The following is a 19840-nucleotide window of genomic DNA, read 5'->3' on the forward strand; positions in this document are numbered from 1 at the left end:
CATGAAATCAATTCCATTCATCTACCCAACAAAAAACGTAATCAAATATTCTCTATTTTTTCTTTTTCAACTTCTATTCTTCGGTAATGTAAGCTATGCGCAAGAGGCAAAACCTGCTTTTTCCTGGCCGGCCGGAAAAAAGGTGGCGGTGAGTCTCAGTTTTGATGATGCCCGCCCGAGCCAGGTAGAGGTTGGTACGGCGCTACTCGACCGCTATGGGGTAAAAGCAACTTTTTACCTGGTGCCCGGCACCGTAGAACAGCAGTTGGAGGGATGGAAGAAAGCCGCGGCTAACGGCCACGAAATGGGCAATCATTCGCTTAACCATCCTTGCACCGGTAATTTCCCTTGGGCCCGGCAAAAAGCCCTGGAAGATTATAACTTGGAGAAAATGCGTCAGGAATTAACAGAATGTAATAAGCGGATTCAGAAGTTACTGGGCGTGAAAACGGAAGTTTTTGCCTACCCGTGCGGGCAGAAATTTGTCGACCGCGGGCGCAACACCAAAAGCTTTGTCCCGCTAGTGGCCGAATTATTTATTTCGGGACGTGGTTGGCTAGACGAAGGGCCGAACGATCCTCTTTTCTGTGATCCGGCGCAATTAACGGGTATGGAAATGGACGGAAAGGATTTCGAAGAAATTCTACCGTTGCTTCTGCAAGCTCAAAAATCCGGTCAATGGCTAGTGCTGGCCGGCCATGAAATGGGAGAGCAAGGGCCACAAACTACCCGCCTGAGTATGCTGCAAAAGTTGATAGAATATGCGCAAAATCCGGCTAATGGCGTTTGGCTCGCTCCGGTGGGTACAGTAGGTAAATACATACAAGAACATAGAAAATGAAAAAGAATTTACCTTTTTTTGCCGGTAAAATAAGAAACCCTCCTGGCCATTTACCAAGAGGGTTTCTTATTTACCATTTAAGATAAGCGCTACCTAATTTATTTTTCCATTCCAGAGATTCGAATAAATTTTTCTCGAGCATGGATACGGATGAGACGCGTTTCCATGAATGCATTTTGCTACATTATTTCTCTATAGAGGAATGACCAAAGTTAGATTTAACTAGGCTCTATCGCGAAATGCTTGGCAGCTTTTGGTTTTTTATCCGTTATTGTTGGTTCTTGTCCCCCGGAGACTTCCGCGTCCTGTTTTCCGCCGATACTTTTTAGAGTATTCGTAAAATTGTCGATTATTTCGCGGCCTTTATCCGTACCAAAAACAGAAGCCAGCGCTACTCCTACTCCTGCCGCCCCCAGAATGGAGTACAGCACCCGGTTGTCCTTAATGTAAGGTTTAACTGCTTTGTAAAAAGTACTATTCTTTTTACCTTTTTTCTTGTTCTTTCCCATGGTATTTCGTTCAGACGACGGTTATAAGTTAGATAATAAATCGGTTAGTATGTATTATACATACGTAGCGACTTGGTACCAGTTTAAAAGATTAGTTAAAAAGTAATAAACGAAGCAGCCGTTCGCCAATTGAATTTACGCGGCGAATCCGGTAAAAATCAGACTAATTAAATTGTTTTTAGTGCCGGACGAATTGACTATTTAGGCGAAAAAGGAATTTTGGAAATTTCAGTAGAAATGGCCTTGCTCTTCTTCAACAGTTGGCTAAACTGCTTAACAGAAAATACGCTGATTCCTTGCTTATCTACCAGCCAGTAGTTGTTCTTGGTATCTGATTGAAAAATCACGGATTGAGAAAAATCAATATTAGTATGGGGTAAAGTAATAGAATGCAAAATTTGTTTATTCTCTACAATATCGGTGGTCGAAGACTGTTCTAAACCGGTTAAAGCGTCGGAGTGGCTTTCCGGTAAAAACAGCAAGCCCAGCCCGGTAGCAAATACGTAGCCTTGCTGTTTCAGGTAGCTAACGCTGTAAATGGCGTTCTGAGGTTTGCCAATAAATTTAACCGCGGGAATATGTTCGGAACGCTCCTTCGCGTGCGGCTTGGTTTCCAACACGGCAACGCCTTCGGGCATTATTACCCATAAATTGTTATTATTATCGGTATACAGGCTGGTAACAATATTATCCGGAATTTCAAAATTAGTTACTCCTTCTTCGTTGTAGCGTATCCACTGTTTATCTTTCCAGCGGTATAATCCGGTGTTGGTACCTATCCAAACAGAATTCTCGCCGGTTGCCGCGCCCGCGTTAACCGGAAAGGCGCCCAGTACTTTTTCAAATCCAGTATCGGTTAATTTAAATACGCCATAAGCTTCCGCGCCCACCCAAATCTGGCCCATACTATCTTTTACGATAGTGGTAATAAGGGGCTGGGTTTCGGAAAGCGGGAGCGTTATTGGTACAGCCGAAAAAGTTTTTTTGTTTACCCGCTGTAATCCTTTTTGCGTACCCAGCCAAAACGCGGAATCCTCTTCCAGAGCGCAGGTAATAATAGCCGAAGCAGTATATCGGGTCACCAATGTTTTCCCTGCTTGTTGATAAATACCCTTCTGAGCTATTAAGAATTTGTTTTTCGCGGTATTAAATAAGGCTACGGGAACTGCCGGATCAGGTAAAGAATAATAAGTGCTTTTCAAACGCGGGTTAACTTGTCCGTTTACCGGTGCCGCTAAAGTTAAAAGCCAACCAGTAAAACTTAAGAAAAAAGTAAGGGTCCGATTAATAAAAAGAGGGTAAGCCCAACCAAGAAATAGCATAGTAACGAAGCAAAAAAACAGAGTGAATGAAATAGTAATTTACGCACAAGATAGGTCGGGAGAAAATAATTTCATGTCAAATAATTGTTAAATGTTTTCTCTAAAAAGTCACAATTTGATAATCGGTAAAAATTGCCCATAAAAATAGTTGCCCGTACTATTGAACTAAAATAGAAAGTACTCGTTTCTCGCTGCTCCCAAGTTTAGCACCATCCATCATTCTTTTTTATTTGGTATAAAGCCTTTTTAGCCGCAAACCAAATATTAAAAAAGTAAGCCCATTAAAATTTAATGGATTTTACTTCTAGGAAACATTCACCCTTTATCGCTTCGGGTTTTAAGTACCTGCAAAAGAGAATTTACTTTTTACTTCTTAATTATTCCCAACCAACAAACTACTAAAATGAAAACTAAACTTTTACTCGTAAGCGTATTCTTGCTTTCGTGCAGCGGCGTTTTTGCGCAAAAAAACGCCCGAACCAACACCAGTAGCGCGCGTAACGTTATTATTTACATTGGCGATGGCTTCGGGCTGGCGCCTAAAACCGCCGCTCGCATGGCCATGGGGCAAGGCCGGGATGGCCGCCGGTATACTTCTGATCCTAACTTTCAAACGTTAGCTCTGGATAATCTTAAATACAGCGCTACGGTTACCACGCATTCGCTTAATTCCTGGATTACGGATTCCGCTCCCGGAGCTTCGGTGTACGCGGCTGGCAAAAGCGGTAAGCAGGATAACGAAGTAATTGCCCTGGACCCCTCCAGCGGCGAACCCATTGAAACAATTCTGGAAAATGCTAAAAAACAAGGGTATGCCGTTGGCTTGGTAACTACTACCCGGGTAACCCACGCTACTCCGGCCGCTTTTGCCAGCCATATTTGGTACCGCGACCTGGAAAGTTACATTGCCGCCCAATACATTGCTTCCTCGCAAGACGAGTACAAAGCAATTTTCAATGCTAGTCCTACGGCTGCTTACCGGTACAATGCTAGTCGTGATTGGGTACTGCCGGCTCCGAAGGTAGGCGTGGAATTAGATGTGATTTTGGGCGGTGGTTCCCGTTTCTTTTTGCCGCGTAATGTAGCCAGTTCTAATGCTGCGGTGGTCGATGCCCAAGGGAAGCCCATTAAAAATCCGGCTACTGGCGCGGAAGTAACGCTGGGTTCCGGCAGCCGGGCTGATGATGTAGACCTGATAGAATTTGCTAAAAAAAATAAGAACTACCAGTTCGTGAATAGCCGCGATGCGCTGATGAGAGTAGATATGTCGCAATTTAAGCCGGGCAGTGAAAGTAAGTTGCTAGGCCTTTTCCATAGTTCGCACGTAAATTATGAGCAAGATAGACAAACCAGCGCTCCTTGGGAACCTTCCTTATCGGACATGACGGAAATGGCCATTAAAGTGTTAAAAGCGAAAGGTGGCGAAAAAGGCTTCTTTTTGATTGTAGAAGGTGGCCGGATAGATCACCTGGAGCACGCCAATGCCGGTGGTATTTCTGTGATTGCGGGGGCCAATGGTAACCAATACAGCGTAGATGCCGACAAACCAGCCTATGTGGGCGGCGGCGAAGCGGTTTATACGGCTACTCCTTCTACTGCCCGTACAGCCAATGTGTACGCTTCCGATTACATGATTAAAGAAGTGTTGGCTTTTGATTACGCCGTAGCCGAAGGCAGAAACTTTATGAACGTACCCGTAAACGGCAAAACTTTATTATTTACCACTTCCGACCATGAGTGCGGGGGCTTTGCGGTAACCGGTTTGCACGACGAAGCGGATGCGCAAGGGAATGGCACCAAAATCAGAACCTACGCCGGCCAGATTGGTAAATCTAATCAAACCGAAGCCGGCTATGCCACTCCTACCAATTTAGTGCGGGGCGATGGCGGCGACGAAGGCTGGTTCCCCGAATATTCACTCAAAATGTTTCAGAATAAGTATTACCCCGAAGCGGCTTCCCCTACGGCCCGCCGGATAGTAGTAGCTTACGGCTCTAACCCCGTTACCAATGGCAACGGCAACAAAGCGGGCGGAACGCCCGGTAACCATACGCCGCAGGATATTTGGGTAGGCGCCGAAGATAATACCGGTTCTCACGCCGTGCAGATAACCGGCCGAGGTTTATTAGATAATACCGCTCTTACGCCTATTATGGCTGATTTTTTAAAGCTAACCGAATTTAAAGATAATTTAGGCAAACCCGCTTACCGGGTAGGCGCCGAGTTGAGCGCCGAAGGAATTAATGTGAGCCCCGTACCGGTGGTAAACCAGAGCAGCGTATCGTTTGAGGTAAAAAAACTGGCCGAAGTAAGCGTAGATGTATTTGACTTAGCCGGTACTAAAATTAAAACCGTAGTTGGTACCCAAAAGTATCAGGCCGGCAAACATTCACTACCCATTAAAGGCTCCGAATTAAAGGCCGGCATGTACGTAGTGGTAGTAAATATTGACGGGGTGATTCAATCGAAAAAAATTATTAAAGTTCAGTAAGAAGAAGATTTGATAAAACAGCAGTAGCCTTAAGGCAATTTTACAACAAAAAAGGAGCAAATCTATTGCTCCTTTTTTATTGTTGGGACTTTGCGGAATGGCTTTTATCTGGTTAAAAAACCCCAATAGGATATAACTAAAATTAACTTTAATGTTCCGGGATTCAGAGGGAGAGCCTGATACCAACTTGTATTGCCTTGTTTGCCTAGAGGTGTTTTAAAGGAGAAGCTGAACCCAGTAGGTTTAGAAAACAGGCTTGTCTGAAACCCAGGCTTTGGCTATGCCCATTAAACTTTTCCGTCCTGCTGGCAGGATCTAAGCGGTAGAAAAGAAGAACTTAAGCGAAGTAGGACCGGTGATTCCCTGCGGAAATGAAAAAATTGTCTGAGTTCCGCCCCAGCCCTCGCTTTAAACCGGTTAGATCCTTGCAGGAGTTCTCGTAAGAATAGGAGAGGTTGTATTCTACTTGTTTTAAACCCACCTTCCGAACAATCTTGTTTAATGTTCTTACCGGGTTTATAAAGCAGATTCACTTAAGTTCTAGCTCATTCTTTATTCTGGCTGAACAACAAGCGCGTTGCCATAATCTTCTAAGTCATCTAATATTACTTCTGGTTTTCCGGAGCCATCTATTTTTCCCCGCATTAATTTATTGGTACTGCTGCCACTGTTTATGGTATTACTGATCCAGTAAATAAAACTATTTTTCAGGTCTAAATCTAGGGCGTATACGGCTGCTACGCCGTCGCCTGCCTCAAATAATACGGTTAAACCACCGGTGCCATTTAAATTACCCATCAGAATACGGTCGGTGGGAGCCACTCCTCCCAGAGTTGGGCTGTCGGCTACGTATAATTTACCTGAAGCAGCATTTAGTTTTAAGCCTAAAGGATACCGTAAATTGTCATCCGGGCCGAACACTTCTTCGGGGTTGCCCGTGCCATCGATATTGCCGCGGCGTATTTGGTAGCTGCCCACTTCCGTCCAGTATAATTTATTTCCCACTACTTCCATCTCTACGTCTTGCGCGTAGTTGATACCTTCGTTTTCGGCATCGAAAAGTATTTCTGGGGAACTACCATCCAGGTTGGCCCGGGCAATGTTCGAGGTGCCCTGGTTGGCCCAGTAAATCTTATTGTTCGCAAGGGCTAAGCCTACCGGGTAATTAATTTCAGCTTCAGAATTTTCATTAAATAGGGATTTAGGAGTGCCCGTGCCATCTAAATTTCCCGCCATAATTTGGTTGTTCAGCGCATCCGTCCAATAAATCTTCTTGCCCGCTTTATCTATTACCAGATCACTCACATCATCTAAATTGGTAAACAAAGGGGTATGAACAACCGTTACTTTGCCGTCTTTCTCGGTAATACTGGCCCGGAGGATAGCGGTACGCTGACCATAGTAAATGTATTGATTAGCTACGGGTGGCGCGGTTACTTTAAACTTGTTTTTGCTGGTTACTTTTTTATCTCTAACGGTAACTACAAAGGCATAACTGCCGGGCGGTATACCCACCGGAATAGTAACTTTAATTTGAGTTTCACTCCGGCTGGTAATAGTGAGGGGAATAGTATTCAGCGTTACCTGAATTTCGTTGGCGGAACTAACGCCTAAATTGCTACCGTTGATGGTTACGGGCGTGCCTTCGGGGCCACTAGCAGGCGTGAAAGAAGTAATTACGGGCAAAGGCGCCGTCAGGGTGAAAGTATCGGTTTCCAGTACGATTCCGTTTTTTAAATTTAAACTTACCGGCCCGGTCTGGGCCTCGTCGGGTACAATTACTTGTAATTGGGTAGCCGTTGGGTTTAAGATGGATTCGGGTGCTAAAGCCGTCGTGCCGTTAAACATAACCGTAGAAGTGCCCGCCGTAAAATCGGCCGGTACAATGCCCGTACCGGTAATGGTAACGGTATCCCCAAAATAACCACTTTTAGGCGAAAGGCCGGTAATAGTAGTCGGAACCACGGTTAAAATTTTAAAATTTACTCTGGGGCTGGTTTGCTCGGCAATAGTTACCGTAACCGGACCCGAAGTAGCGCCTTTCGGCACTTTTACCCGCATCGAGGTGGGGCTCGCCTGTATAATATTAAATGCCTCTATCCCGCTAAACATAACCGACATGTTAAAAAAATCCGGGTCGAAGTTGGTGCCGTTAATGGTAATGGTATCGTTTACGTAAGCGCTATCGGGCACAATAGAAGTAATCGTAGGCGGAAGCGGCTTTGAACTTGAATCATCGTCCCGGCAAGCTGAAAAAGAGGCGATCCATAACCAGCCAAGGGCAACAAAGTAGCGGTAAAAAGTATTTGCTGCAGTTGGGAGTAATTTATTTTGCATTGTAAAAGTAAGTAGAGTTGGGAGTAACAGGTTTTTGTAAAATGGCGCCTGGGCTGTATAAAAACTTCAAGCGATTCGGCAACCAGATGGTGCCAGAACCGCTTGAAGCCCTTCAATTTAGGAGTAAGAAGCAGTTGGTAAAACTGCTGTTTCGTTTCACCAGCCGGTTAGTGGGCTTAGTACTGAGAGTAACCTTCGCTCGGGAAGCTTAACCAGTCGAAACCAGAATTTTCGGAACGTAAATCCCAGTTATTGTTATTGGCAGCATTGGCGCTGAAGGCACCGCGGTAATTTGTTGAAACAAAGCCAACGCCCGGCGCAGTAGTGCCGGTAACATCCGAGCTTGGAATCAATTTAGGGCCGGCGCCGGAAGCAATAGAAGAAGCCGTGCTGTAAGTAGGAATGGGACAAGCATTAAATCTAGGTCCGTAGCTGAAACGAGCTACTCCGCCCAGCGGCGAAGGCGACAGTACGCCGTTGTTGTACACGGTAACGGTTTTCAGATCCACGCCCGGCGAACCCACCGCCGAAGGAGCCTGAACGGTAATGGCATTTCCCCAGTTCGCGATAACGGAGTTGTATAAATCCAATTGGGAATTACGACGCAGTAACAAACCTTGACCGAATACAGCTGGATCGGTACCGGCACATTGGCCTAATAAGGTTACGTTCGCAAAACGAGGATTCGTGCGGGGAGTAGCCGTAGTACCGGTAGCATCGTTATCGGATTCAAAACCGTTAGAAGCGCCGGTGCCGGGCTCCGAAGAAGTAGTTTTTACGCCTACCGCAAACTGTACTTTACCTACATAACCAAAGTCCGTATCAAAGTCATCGTCGGAATTACCAAAAGCGTACAAATAACGTGGATTTACCGCGCCACCAAAAAATTCGAAAGCATCGTCCTGGCTGTATAAAACCTGTACGTGGTCGATAAGGGTACCGCTGCCCACGCCGCCTAAAGTTAAACCATTAATTTCGTTACCTTCTGATACTTCGGTACCGGGGTATTCAATGCGCACGTACTGGAATTTACCGGAATTATCCGCGTTGTTCGTTCCGCCGTAATAGCCGTAAGTAGTACCAGAGGCAAAAGCAAGACCTTCCACTGGTACGTTGGTGCCTTGGTTAACAATACCTCTGCCCAAAATAATAACTCCGCCCCAGTAGCCGCGGGTTTTTTTATTAACGGCTTGGTTAGAAGTAAATACAATTGGTTTAGAGGCAGTACCTACCGCGCTAACTTTAGCGCCTCGTTCAATAATCAGGCTCGCGCCGCATTCACCTTTAATAATGGTTCCTGGCTGGATCGTTAAAGTAGCCGGCGAAATAATCCGGATGTTTCCTTTGATAACGTAAGAATTGCTGCTGGACCAGGTAGTATTACTGGCAATAAGGGTATTTGCCCCGCAGGTACCTACGGTTACCTCGGCCAAGGTAGCCTCGCTGCTGTCTTCCCCGGAAGCGGAACTAGGAGATTCTAACTGGTCTTTACAGGCCGTTAAGCCTAAAGCCAGGGCAAACCCGAAGGCAGCTGTTAATTTTACTGAACGAAAGTTGAAATTCATAAAAGATAAAGTTTAGAATGGTTTGGGTTTGTTTTTTAATTTTTGTTGTGCTATAGAATTAAATTGAAGGCAAAAACAGGGGAGCCAACTGCCGGACCCGCGGTACTATTGGGTAAAAAGTAAAAGCATGGCGATGAAGATTGTAGAGTTTAAAAAGTAAGCTGTACCCCGAACGAGTAGTAGCTGCCCGGTTTGTAACTGGCTTCCAGGTAATCCGAAGTAAAAGTGGGCTGGTCGGAGCCTGGTATCTCCGCTAACTTGTTAGGTTTATATTTCTGGTCGGGCACTACATCGCGGTAAATTCGGAAAGGTTGGTTTAATAGATCTTGCACGCCGAGCCTTACCTGCAGAAAACGGGTGAGCCGCTGCGTAATCGTTAAATCAATTACATTCCGGGCTAACTCGTACTGCTCGGCCGTGAAGGAATTACCGGCTGTAGTAAGCCGCTGGCCGATTACGTTATAGAGAGCAGTTACTTGCGTACCGGCATCGGTGTTATCGTAGTAAATGCCGGCGTTAAACGCATACGGCGAAGAACCTTGCAAAGGCCGGATGGTGCGGCGCGGATCGCCGGCGCTGTTGGTAAATAAGGAGTCCGGAAAAACAACTTCGGTTTTAAGCAAGCTGGCATTCGCAATTACCGACATGTAGCGCGTAAAAGAAACCGGAATAAATTCCAATCTTTTCCGGATTTCCAGTTCTAAGCCATAAGCCGTAGATTTAGCCGTATTTAAAAAAGTTATCTCGTCGTTGGCAAAGCCCGAAACCGCTACCGATACGTACTCAATAGGGTTTCGCATGTGTTTGTAGAAGAGGCCTACCGAAACTAATTCATCGTCTTGGGGGTAAAATTCGCCGCGCAAGTCTAAGTTCTGAATGGTAGCGTTATCCAAAAAAGGATTCCCCCGGATAAAAGCCAATCGGTCCAGGTCGTAGAAAGTAGTGGGTGATACTTCCCGGAATTCCGGCCGGTTCAGGGTTTTGCCGTACGCCGCCCGGACCAAGAATTTCGGCGCAAAGCGATAGCTGATATTAAGAGAAGGCAAAGCGTATAATTTTTCTTTCGCTGCCACAATAACCGTATCAGCTACAATTTCTTCTCCTTGCCGGACAAAACCAAACGGAAACACATCGCCGCTCACGTCCAGTTTGTTGTATTCTAAGCGCAGGCCGCCGTAAATATTAATTAATTGGCCCAGTAAAGGAATATTAAATGCGGCGTAACCGGCGTGCTGCTCGTTGGTAGCGGTGTAGCCTGGGGCCTCCCGTAAGCCGGTATAATCGTTAAAGCCAAAGCCGGAACCGTCCGGGCGAAAGTTGCGCGGCGCAAACATCCGTTGTCCGTTTATATCGGGCCGGAAGCTGTTTTCTTTAAAAGTTACTAAATCCTCGGCCAGCGGACCCGTAATATTGGTATTGGTGAGATAATACGTGTATAGTTTCGTGTCGTAATTGCGTTTGCGGTAATCGCTGAAAAAGCCGGCTTTTACCGTAATAGTTCTTTTTCCAATTGCGCGTTCAACATCGGCCGAAGCCGTATAGCCGTTTTCGGACAAGGTAGAGTAAAACCGGGAATTCAATAAGTTTAAGCGGTCGGCCAGAAATAAGCGGTAATAGCCCGGTTGTTGCGGCGTATTGCTTGAGTCAATTACTCCCGGTAAGTTCTCGCGGCGCGATAAGTTAAATCGGCGCACATCCGGCTGCTGTTCGTTGGTATGAGCGTAACCTAAGCGCCAGCCTAATTTTATTGGGTTAACTTTTCCCCATTGATGATCGCCGGAAAGCACCCCGGTATACAAACCCCGGCTGCGGAAATTGTACTGAATATTGCGGCGTAATTCTTTTTCGTAGGTACCGTCATCGTCGGTCCGGTATTCCCGCACTAAGGTTTGGTTCCGACCTAGTTGATTAAATACATTTTTAAATTCCAGGGAATGTTTTTCGTTTATATTCCAGCGGAAGTTTTGCATGGCGCCAATCCGGGCGCTCTGCACATAAGTAGAATCGACGGAACTTTGCAGCGGATAACTCCGGATAGTAGGGTCAGCGTAACGTCTTATTTCGCCGTATTGCCGGGTAATCCGGTTAAACTCATTGGTGAGGGTATAGCTTAAGGAAGTTAAACTGTTCAAGCGTTGCTGCCCAAAGTGCCACGAATCATAATAATTAACGGCTGCCCGCTTGTCAAAATCCTGGTAACGGCGCAACAATTTCCAGGTATTCGGGAAAGAACGGGCAATCCGGGCGTTTTCGGCCATCACGGCTGCTTGGTCGGTATTATTTTGCCGCTCTACATCGGGAAAATTTTTAATATCCGGCAACCCGGCCGGTAACTTACGGGTACCATCGTCGAAACCCAAACGGTCGTATTTACCGCTCTGGGAAGTATAATAATTTGTAAAACTAGAGCCCGGCCGGTATTGCCCCGAGAACTGGACTTGCAATTGGCGGGCATTGGCGAAGCTTTTGGTATAAACTTTTACTACGCCGCCGGAAAAATCGCTCTGTAATTCGGGCGCGGGGGTTTTCGAAATAACTACCCGGTCAATTACCGAACTGTTGAGCATGTCGTACGAAAAAGCTTTGCGGTCGCTCTCCGAACTGGGTGCGGGTACATCGTTGAGCAAGGTTAGCGTATAGCGGGGATCCAGCCCCCGGATAACCACAAAACGGTCGCTTACCAAGGTTACTCCCGAAACCCGGCGTACCACTTCGCCGGCATCGCGGTCTAGGCTTTTACTAATTTGCTCGTTCGATATCCCGGATAAAATACTTCTTGAGTTACGGATTTCATCAATTAACAGGCGTTCGGTGGTATTTTCCGGGACTACTTTGGCCGTAATTACTACTTCGGCTAAGGTGCTGTTATCGGTTATTAGTTTATAATCTACCCGGGTGATGGTACCGGCCTTTACCTGCACCTTGGGTACTTTCGCCGATTTGTAACCAATAAAAGAAAAAACCAAGGTATGCAGTCCTTCGGGTACGTTTTTAATGGTGTAGGTGCCATCGGTATTTACGGCAGCGCCTAGTTGCGTGCCTTCTATTACGGCGGTAGCGCCAATTAAAGCTTCGTTGGTTTCATAATCGCGCAACGAGCCGGCGATAGTACCCACCGAGGCAAACCCGCGAAACGGACGGGCATTAGCCGACGGAAGGACCCAAAAAGTGGTAAGTAAAAAGAGAAAAAGAAGGGCCCTTTTCTTGAGTTGATTAACCGTGGTGCCGGGTAAAAGTTGTTTCATAAATATAATCAGGCTGCTTGTATTTATTTCTGGTCGGTTTAGGCAATAAAAGCTACTCTTACTTTTTTTAAGTAAGTTTTAACCGGACGCGAGTACTGGTTAACTTTTAGTTTATCTTTATGGAATCTTAGTTTTTAAGACTGCTGTATTAGTGGGAACCATTTTCTCAAACAGTTCCTAAAAGGCAATAACTAGCATCTCCTTTCCTTAAAAGGTGTTTTTGGGTTTGTGTAAAGTAAGAATGTACTGGGTTTTATATCTTATTTCCGGCCGTATTTATTCTCTGACTTGCTTGTTGCAAAAACAAGATCAATTGGTGAAAATAAGGCAGAAGCAATAACTGTTCTGAACGCGCCGAATGAATCTGTTTTACTCCTATTGAGTAACCTTCAGAGCTTTAACGGTACATCGACTGGTAAATTTTTCTTAAATGTACGGAGTTGTTTCTCATTTAATTACAGTTCGGCTGTTATCAATTTGTTAATTTAATTGGGAAGAATTTATATCAAATATAAATATAAAGCGATTCTACTATCTTAATACCTTAATTGCTTTGTAGTTATCCGGAAGAGTATCCTAAAGTAACGCGAACCTTAAAAAGCTTAATTATCTTTCCGGATTAACGCTTCCCTGTAACTATTAAGTCATAGGAAGTACCTTATAGGAGTTACCTATTCTACTGTCCTTACCGAAGCACTTTTAGGCAGGTGAAAATAGTTTGGCGCGAGCAGGTAGAGTTAATGCTCGATGGCGGACTAAAAATCAAGGTGTATCAGGCCCACTCTTTCCTGATTTCTGTTAATCTTTTCTCGATTTTTATTTTAATCATCTGGTACTTAATGAAACTCTCCGGACTTTCTTCTTTATCTATCAAAGTATTGATGTAATACAGACTATCCGTACATTCTTCGAAACTAAGAACCGGGATGTTTAAGTTTTCAAAAATGGTAAATATTAATCCCTCCATGGTCCGTTCAATAACCCCAGAAAACATTCTTTTATCTATAAAATTTAATATAGCCTGCCAGATTCCCTTTCCGGATTTGCTTTCTGACGAAAATAGTTTGTTTAAAACTGATTATAGAAAGTAAATAAGCCTTCTCTAATTTATATACCCCGCCAGAATTACTTGAAAAGCACAAAGCTATACCAATCAGCGAAAGATTTTTAGCTTTATAGATTAAGCTTTTTTAAAGAAATTATTACGGATACTTTACAGAGGAACTAGTATTTGAACAAAATAAAGCTAGTTTTGGATACTGCTATTCCAGCAGGCATTTATCCGCTTCCCTAAGTTGTTGGGGGGTTACTTTCTGGAAAGCTTCTAATAGAGTAGTCATTCAACCTTAGCTATACTCTTAATTATTACAGCTTATTTTGAAACCCTGCAAATTAGATGCGGAGCGAGCGGATATTCCTATTTACCAATTTTTGTTACGGCGTCTTTTTCTTTTAAAGGTAAGCCGCCTTTTAAAAGCAATTAATTTCCATCTTTTAAATTTAATTTGTTGCCAGTTATACATGTTCAACAGGTACTTTATAGTAAAAAAGAGCAGAATAGTGCCCAACAAAGTAAGTAGTAGAGAAACAGAAAGCGGCAACATACAAAAATGTACGGCAGTTTAAAGTAAGTGTTTGTAAGCCAATAATTTATTTTATCACAAATACAGAATGCTCGGCTTACTTTAAGGAATTACTTTACAAAAACTTAACCTGAAGTAAAGCATCTATTGCCGCGTTACCTTTATTTTTGAGCGGAAGGATGAGTGCTGTACGGTTCATCCATAGTTTTGCCCACTACTTATACTCGCTTAAAAGAGGTTGGTAAAGGCCTGGTGACGTACTTAAAAACTTACCTGCAAGTAATTTAAATTCAACCTATTTATGAGAGTACTTTTTCGTGCCTTAAAATTTTTACTATTTGGTTTCCTGTTCTTTATTTCTTTTTTCTCCGGATTGGCGCAGGTTAAAAAGAAAAAGGCTGTTTTTATTATTGTGGATGGTATTTCGGCCGATGTACTGGAAAAGCAAAATACTCCTAATTTAAAGAAAATTGCGGCGGCCAGCGGGTATACCCGGGCGCACGTAGGTGGAGAACGAGGCGGGTATTCCGAAACTCCTACCATTTCGGCGGTGGGTTATAATAGTTTATTAACCGGTACCTGGGTAAACAAACATAATGTGTGGGATAATGAAATTGCCGCTCCCAATTATTTTTATCCCACTATTTTCTGCTATTTCGAAACTCAATACCCGGATAAAAAAACCGCTATCTTTTCTACGTGGCTCGATAACCGCACCAAACTGGTGGGCGAAGGCTTGCCGCAAACCCAAAATATTAAACTAGATTATCATTTCGATGGATTGGAACAGGATACCGTAAAATTTCCGCACGATAAAGAAAGCGACTATATTCACCGGATTGACGAACACGTAGCCAACGAAGCTGCCCGTTATATCCGGGCCGAAGCGCCGGATTTATCCTGGGTGTACCTGGAGTACCCCGATGATATGGGCCATCGCTACGGCGACGGTGAAAAAATGTACCGGGCCATTGAAATGGCCGATGACCAGATTGGCCGTATCTGGCAAGCCATTGAACACCGCCAACAGAACTACTCCGAAGATTGGTTAATTGTTATTACCACCGACCACGGCCGCGACAGCCAGGGCAAAGGCCACGGCGGGCAATCGGACCGCGAACGGACTACCTGGATGGTAACCAACGCGAAAAATCTTAATGCCCGGTTTCAGCAAAACCCCGGCGTGGTAGATATTATGCCCAGCCTGGCCCGCTTTCTGAATATTACTATTCCGCCCGAGAATGAAAAAGAAATAGATGGTGTACCTTTTATTGGCAAAATTTCTATTGCGCAACCCACTGCAGTTTACCACGCCGGCCAAATAGCAGTAAGCTGGCAAGCGCTGGAGTCAAAAGGGAAGGTTAAGATATGGGTAACTACCACTAATAATTATAAAACCGGCGGAAAAGACAAATATACCTTATTGAAAGAAGTAGACTTAAAAGACAAAAAAGCAAGCTTAAATGTAAAATTCATACCTTCTGATTATTATAAAATAGTGTTGGAAGCGCCGTTGAACACCGTGAATAAGTGGGTAGTAATCAAGTAAGATTATTCGCAACGAAATAGCTTATTGGCTGAGATGCTACTATCACTCCTTTTTTGCCTTTCGGAAGATTATACCCTAAAACTAGTTGCAGCTTTTTTTATGTTTTGTAATTGCTATTGAAGCTGTACTACGGAGTGATTTTTACGAAACTGTTTGCAAATGAATAAAACCAACAAAAAAGCAGGGCTAAAAAATAGCCGGACTTAAAAGGAAAGAATTTAATTTATTTAAGCTGCTTGCCGGATTGTCTGCTTTTCCCGGATTAACTGGTTCAACAGCCGCTCCGCCAAGGGTACCACCGGAATAAACAGTACTACTCCTATACAGTTAAATAGCACGTGAGCATTCGCGATCTGTCGTTCCAAGGGAGCATTGCCGGATATAGCACTTACCAGTTGTACAAAGGGGTTAAATAAAATAAGCGCCACAATAATAGAAATAACGTTAAAAAGTAAATGAAATATTCCGGTTTTAACGGCTTGCCGGCTACGGCCAATAGAAGCCAGCAAAGTATCGGAGCAAGTACCTAACTCAGCCCCCAGCATCACGGCTATACCGGCGGTAATGGTAATGAGTTTTTTAGCGCCCAAGGCGATGATCATGCTTACCGTAGCCGAAGAAGATTGAATAATTAACGTAACTAAGGCCCCAATACCCACCCCTTTTAAAGGGTTTTCGAGCGCTTGCATCCAATGGGCAAAACGCGGACTTTGCCGCAATGGCGCCACCGATTCTTCCATCACGTACAAACCAAAAAATATTAAACCAAAACCCAGTAATACCCGGCCGATATTTTTCGGTAAACGCTTTTTTGCCAGCATTAGCAGCAAAAAGCCAACTGCCATTAAAACCGAAGAATATTTACCCACGTCCAGGGCAATAATCTGGCTGGAGATAGTGGTACCGATATTGGCGCCCATTACAATGCCTATGGCCTGCCGGAAAGTGAGCGCCCGCGATTTAACCAAAGCAATGGTCATGATGATTACCGCGGAAGAAGAATCCAGCAGCGTAGTAATAACGGTGCCAGAAGCAATGCCGGAAAATAAATTGCCGGTAAACTTGTTCAGGTAAAACTGCATCCGTTCCCCGGTTACCGCTTTTAAACTATCCGATAAATAATTAAGGGCATACAAAAAAAGTGTTAACCCGCCAATTAAGGAAAGTATAATAGATTCCAGCATAGCTGCATGGTGTTTTTTACTGGAAGGTAAGCTTTTCAGGAGGAATTGTTTTATGGGTTTGATTAAGAAATAGTTAAGATTTAGAAGGCAGAAGTTTGCTGCTGGCTAAAAGCACAGTTTAAAGAAAGTTTTGATCTTCGGCTAATCGGGTAATTTAAAAGAGAAGTATTTAAGCAACTTCTACGGTTCTAAGCCGATAAAAATAATTTAATAATATGTTTACAATTTCATCACAATAAAATCATACAAGGCAGCCATCTTAGCTTTTCCGAATCTCTTTCTTAACTAAAAAGCTATGATTAAAAACGTATACCTGCTAACTAGTTTATTATTTCTGTATTTGGGCGTTATTGGCGGGGCATCTGCCGCATCCCTTAAGCAAATAACTGCGGCGGAAGCCCAAATTTCTTTTAAAGATGAATTTTTATCGGTAACAGAAGATGCGGGTTTTGCCCACGTAACCTTGCGTTTGCAAAATTCAACAACCGCCAGCGTAGACCTGGTATTAAAAGGTGCCCCTTTTAGCACCACCGCTGCTACCGATGTAAATTTTACCCGCAAAACCCTGCAATTTAACGCCAGTAGCGCCGGTACGCGTACTATTTCCATTTCCATAAGTAACGATGAGTTGGCAGAGCAGGACGAGTACTTTGTATTAAGTCTGGAAAATTTTAAAGGAATAACCATACAAGGTAAACCTTCTATTACGGTGTATATCCGGGATAACGACCGTCAGGCGCCCCAGCCCAGCCCGGATGTACAATTAGCTTACGTGAGCAGTTTTAAGCCCAACTCCACCGAAGGTAGTACCACCGAAATTGTGGTACACGACCCGGCTTCGCAGCGCTTGTTTATGACCAGCGCCATACAGGATAGGTTAGATATAGCTGATTTTTCGAATCCGGCCGCCATTAAGTTAATTAAATCCATTGATATGAGTCCGTACGGGGGAATTACCAGTGTAGCCGTCCGGAATGGGGTAGTAGCGGTGGCCAGCCCGAATGCGGATGAGCAACAAAACGGTTCGGTGGTATTTTTTAATACCAACGGCGATTTTCAGAAAAAAGTAACGGTAGGCGCCTTGCCCGATATGATTACCTTTACCCCGGACGGTAAAAAAATTTTAACGGCCAACGAAGGCCAACCCAACGACGAATACACCCTCGACCCGGAAGGTTCTATTAGTATTATTGATATCAGTGGCGGTCTGGTCTCGGTTAATCAAAGTAAAGTAATTACCCTGTTATTTACCGGTTTTAATGCCAAAGAAGCAGCTTTGTTGGCAACTGGCGTACGCAAAACCAAAACCACCAGCACTTTGTCGCAGGATTTTGAACCGGAATATATCACCGTAGCCCCTGATTCGAAAAAGGCCTGGGCTACTTTGCAGGAAAACAATGCCATGGCCGAAATTAACTTGGAAACTAATAAAATTAAAGCGGTATGGGCTTTTGGCACTAAAGATTTTAGCACTTCTGGTAATGGGTTCGATGCTTCTGATAAAAGCGAGGTGGTGCACCTGGCTAATTACCCGGTAAAATCGTTTTTTCTGCCCGATGGAGTAGCTAATTTCAAAACCAATAACCGGACCTACCTTATTACCGCCAACGAGGGCGACGAAAAAGAATACGCAGGCTTAAACGAACGCACTACCGTCGGCGCCGTAACCCTGGACCCGGTTAAATTCCCGAATGCGGCCGAATTGCAACAGGATTATAATTTGGGCCGCCTGCGCATTACTAACCTGCAGGGCGATACCGATAAGGACGGCGATTACGATGAGTTATACATGCCCGGCGCTCGTTCTTTTTCCATTTGGGATGCTGCTACTAAAACGCTGGTGTACGACAGCAAAGATGATTTTGAATTTATCACCTCTACCGACCCCCGCGTAGCGCCAATTTTTAACGCCGACAACGAAGAGAATGATTTTAAAGGCCGGAGTCGCGCCAAAGGTCCGGAGCCGGAAGGCGTAACCGTGGCTACCATCAAAGACAAAACCTATGCTTTTATTACTCTGGAGCGCATTGGCGGCGTAATGGTCTACGACGTTACCGACCCCCAGCAAGTTAAATTTGTAGATTATAAAAACAACCGCAGCCTCACCGAATTTGCCGGCGACCACGGTCCGGAGGGCATTATTTACATCGCGGCGCAAAATAGCCCGGATAAAAAGAATTACGTAGCCGTAGCCAATGAAATTAGCGGTACTATTTCGGTGTACGAGCTAAAAGAAAATACCACTCCGCGGCAATTTGCTAACTTCTCCCCGCGCCAAGGCTTACCCGGGACAAACGTGGTAATCACCGATAAAGGACTGGCTTCTGCTAAATCGGTACAGTTTAACGGGGTAAGAGCGGCTTTTAAAATAAGGAGCAATACCGAATTAGTTGCTATTGTACCGCCTGCAGCTACTACTGGCTTTATTACCCTGGAGACAGCCAACGAAAAATTAGTGAGCGACCAAAAATTTACGGTACGGCAACCTACTATCCGCTTTTTCGCGCCGGAATTTGGCGAAGCAGGCTCTAAAGTAGTTTTATTGGGTGATCATTTAGAAACTACCCAAGAAGTATATTTTAACGGAGTAAAAGCCGAGAACTTTAACTTATACTTCGGTTCTTTAATTATTGCGGAAGTGCCCCAAGAGGCAACTACCGGTAAAATAAGTGTAGTACTAACGGGCGGTGGTAAAGCCGAAAGCGAAACGGATTTTATAATAGTTCCTTCGTTTACCAAGCCAGCCGCACAACCACTAGCCGACAACAAAATAAATTTGGGGGGGGCCTCACCAGTAGTAGCCTACCCTAACCCATTTTCCAGCGGAATTACCATTCGTGTTCAACTGCCAAAGCAGGAAGCGGCTAAATTAATAATCTACTCCGAGTCTGGTCAGGTAGTAAAGGAAATTGATTTTAAGATTGTAACACCAGGCACCTCTAGTTTTACTTGGGATGGCACAGATAAACAGCAAATACCTGTAAAAGCCGGATTATACCTGTATCAACTAATTCAGGGTAATTACATACAAACCGGTAGATGGATAAAAACGGAACTTGCCAAATAATTCGAGCTCTTATTGGGCCTTAGTGCTTTAGTTTGTAGATGTTGGGCTACTCATCAAAACTTAAAACGAACCGGGAAGAATATGATAAGTAAATAAAACTGCTGGAAGTTGGGGGTTTTATTTACTTATTAATACTAGATTGAACTA

11 protein-coding genes are annotated in these 19840 nt (G+C 44.3%); 5 read left to right on the forward strand and 6 right to left on the reverse strand.

Annotated elements, in window-relative coordinates; translation table 11 throughout:
* Position 1 precedes the first annotated feature (1 nt).
* On the forward strand, positions 2 to 841 hold the full coding sequence (locus AHMF7605_RS21250; RefSeq protein ID WP_106932020.1) for a polysaccharide deacetylase family protein: 840 nt from the start codon (positions 2 to 4) through the stop codon (positions 839 to 841).
* Positions 842 to 1059: 218 nt separating this feature from the next.
* On the opposite strand, the gene AHMF7605_RS21255 is transcribed toward AHMF7605_RS21250, so the two are convergent.
* Complete coding sequence (locus AHMF7605_RS21255) at positions 1060 to 1350, reverse strand: hypothetical protein (protein WP_106932021.1); 291 nt, start codon at positions 1348 to 1350, stop codon at positions 1060 to 1062.
* Between the two features lie 197 nt (positions 1351 to 1547).
* Entirely contained in the window at positions 1548 to 2672 is a 1125-nt protein-coding gene (locus AHMF7605_RS21260; RefSeq protein WP_106932022.1) for a two-component regulator propeller domain-containing protein, read from the reverse strand.
* Between the two features lie 403 nt (positions 2673 to 3075).
* On the opposite strand from AHMF7605_RS21260, the gene AHMF7605_RS21265 reads away from it, so the two are divergent.
* Entirely contained in the window at positions 3076 to 5163 is a 2088-nt protein-coding gene (locus AHMF7605_RS21265) for an alkaline phosphatase (RefSeq protein ID WP_158267578.1), read from the forward strand.
* A gap of 552 nt (positions 5164 to 5715) precedes the next feature.
* Here AHMF7605_RS21265 and AHMF7605_RS21270 read toward each other — a convergent pair.
* From AHMF7605_RS21270 to AHMF7605_RS21280, 3 genes are all read right to left on the reverse strand, one after another.
* Positions 5716 to 7500: an IPT/TIG domain-containing protein gene (locus AHMF7605_RS21270; protein WP_106932023.1), complete on the reverse strand. Its 1785-nt coding sequence runs from the start codon at positions 7498 to 7500 to the stop codon at positions 5716 to 5718.
* A 176-nt stretch (positions 7501 to 7676) separates the two neighbouring features.
* Entirely contained in the window at positions 7677 to 9065 is a 1389-nt protein-coding gene (locus AHMF7605_RS21275) for a hypothetical protein (protein WP_106932024.1), read from the reverse strand.
* 149 nt (positions 9066 to 9214) lie between these two features.
* Positions 9215 to 12310 (reverse strand): TonB-dependent receptor, encoded by a 3096-nt coding sequence (locus AHMF7605_RS21280; protein ID WP_106932025.1) that lies wholly within the window; start codon positions 12308 to 12310, stop codon positions 9215 to 9217.
* A 707-nt stretch (positions 12311 to 13017) separates the two neighbouring features.
* On the opposite strand from AHMF7605_RS21280, the gene AHMF7605_RS29520 reads away from it, so the two are divergent.
* On the forward strand, positions 13018 to 13197 hold the full coding sequence (locus AHMF7605_RS29520) for a hypothetical protein (protein ID WP_146153639.1): 180 nt from the start codon (positions 13018 to 13020) through the stop codon (positions 13195 to 13197).
* 997 nt (positions 13198 to 14194) lie between these two features.
* Positions 14195 to 15442, forward strand: coding sequence for an alkaline phosphatase family protein (locus tag AHMF7605_RS21295; RefSeq protein WP_106932028.1), 1248 nt, complete (start codon positions 14195 to 14197; stop codon positions 15440 to 15442).
* A gap of 227 nt (positions 15443 to 15669) precedes the next feature.
* Here AHMF7605_RS21295 and AHMF7605_RS21300 read toward each other — a convergent pair whose 3' ends face one another.
* On the reverse strand, positions 15670 to 16626 hold the full coding sequence (locus AHMF7605_RS21300) for a Na/Pi cotransporter family protein (protein ID WP_106932029.1): 957 nt from the start codon (positions 16624 to 16626) through the stop codon (positions 15670 to 15672).
* Positions 16627 to 16921: 295 nt separating this feature from the next.
* Here AHMF7605_RS21300 and AHMF7605_RS21305 point away from each other — a divergent pair, with 295 nt between their 5' ends.
* Positions 16922 to 19693 carry a choice-of-anchor I family protein gene (locus AHMF7605_RS21305; RefSeq protein WP_106932030.1) on the forward strand — a complete coding sequence of 924 codons (2772 nt, stop codon included), beginning with the start codon at positions 16922 to 16924 and terminating at the stop codon, positions 19691 to 19693.
* The last annotated feature ends 147 nt before the right edge of the window (positions 19694 to 19840 follow it).

Origin of the sequence: Adhaeribacter arboris, assembly GCF_003023845.1 — a bacterium.
GTDB lineage: Bacteria > Bacteroidota > Bacteroidia > Cytophagales > Hymenobacteraceae > Adhaeribacter > Adhaeribacter arboris.

What these genes read in the sequence shown, in the direction of transcription:
- AHMF7605_RS21265 (WP_158267578.1), top strand. Translation starts at nt 3,076, where the DNA reads ATGAAAACTAAACTTTTACTCGTAAGCGTATTCTTGCTTTCGTGCAGC.
- AHMF7605_RS21255 (WP_106932021.1), bottom strand. Translation starts at nt 1,350, where the DNA reads ATGGGAAAGAACAAGAAAAAAGGTAAAAAGAATAGTACTTTTTACAAA.
- AHMF7605_RS21280 (WP_106932025.1), bottom strand. Translation starts at nt 12,310, where the DNA reads ATGAAACAACTTTTACCCGGCACCACGGTTAATCAACTCAAGAAAAGG.
- AHMF7605_RS21300 (WP_106932029.1), bottom strand. Translation starts at nt 16,626, where the DNA reads ATGCTGGAATCTATTATACTTTCCTTAATTGGCGGGTTAACACTTTTT.
- AHMF7605_RS21305 (WP_106932030.1), top strand. Translation starts at nt 16,922, where the DNA reads ATGATTAAAAACGTATACCTGCTAACTAGTTTATTATTTCTGTATTTG.
- AHMF7605_RS21295 (WP_106932028.1), top strand. Translation starts at nt 14,195, where the DNA reads ATGAGAGTACTTTTTCGTGCCTTAAAATTTTTACTATTTGGTTTCCTG.
- AHMF7605_RS21270 (WP_106932023.1), bottom strand. Translation starts at nt 7,500, where the DNA reads ATGCAAAATAAATTACTCCCAACTGCAGCAAATACTTTTTACCGCTAC.
- AHMF7605_RS21260 (WP_106932022.1), bottom strand. Translation starts at nt 2,672, where the DNA reads ATGCTATTTCTTGGTTGGGCTTACCCTCTTTTTATTAATCGGACCCTT.
- AHMF7605_RS21275 (WP_106932024.1), bottom strand. Translation starts at nt 9,065, where the DNA reads ATGAATTTCAACTTTCGTTCAGTAAAATTAACAGCTGCCTTCGGGTTT.
- AHMF7605_RS21250 (WP_106932020.1), top strand. Translation starts at nt 2, where the DNA reads ATGAAATCAATTCCATTCATCTACCCAACAAAAAACGTAATCAAATAT.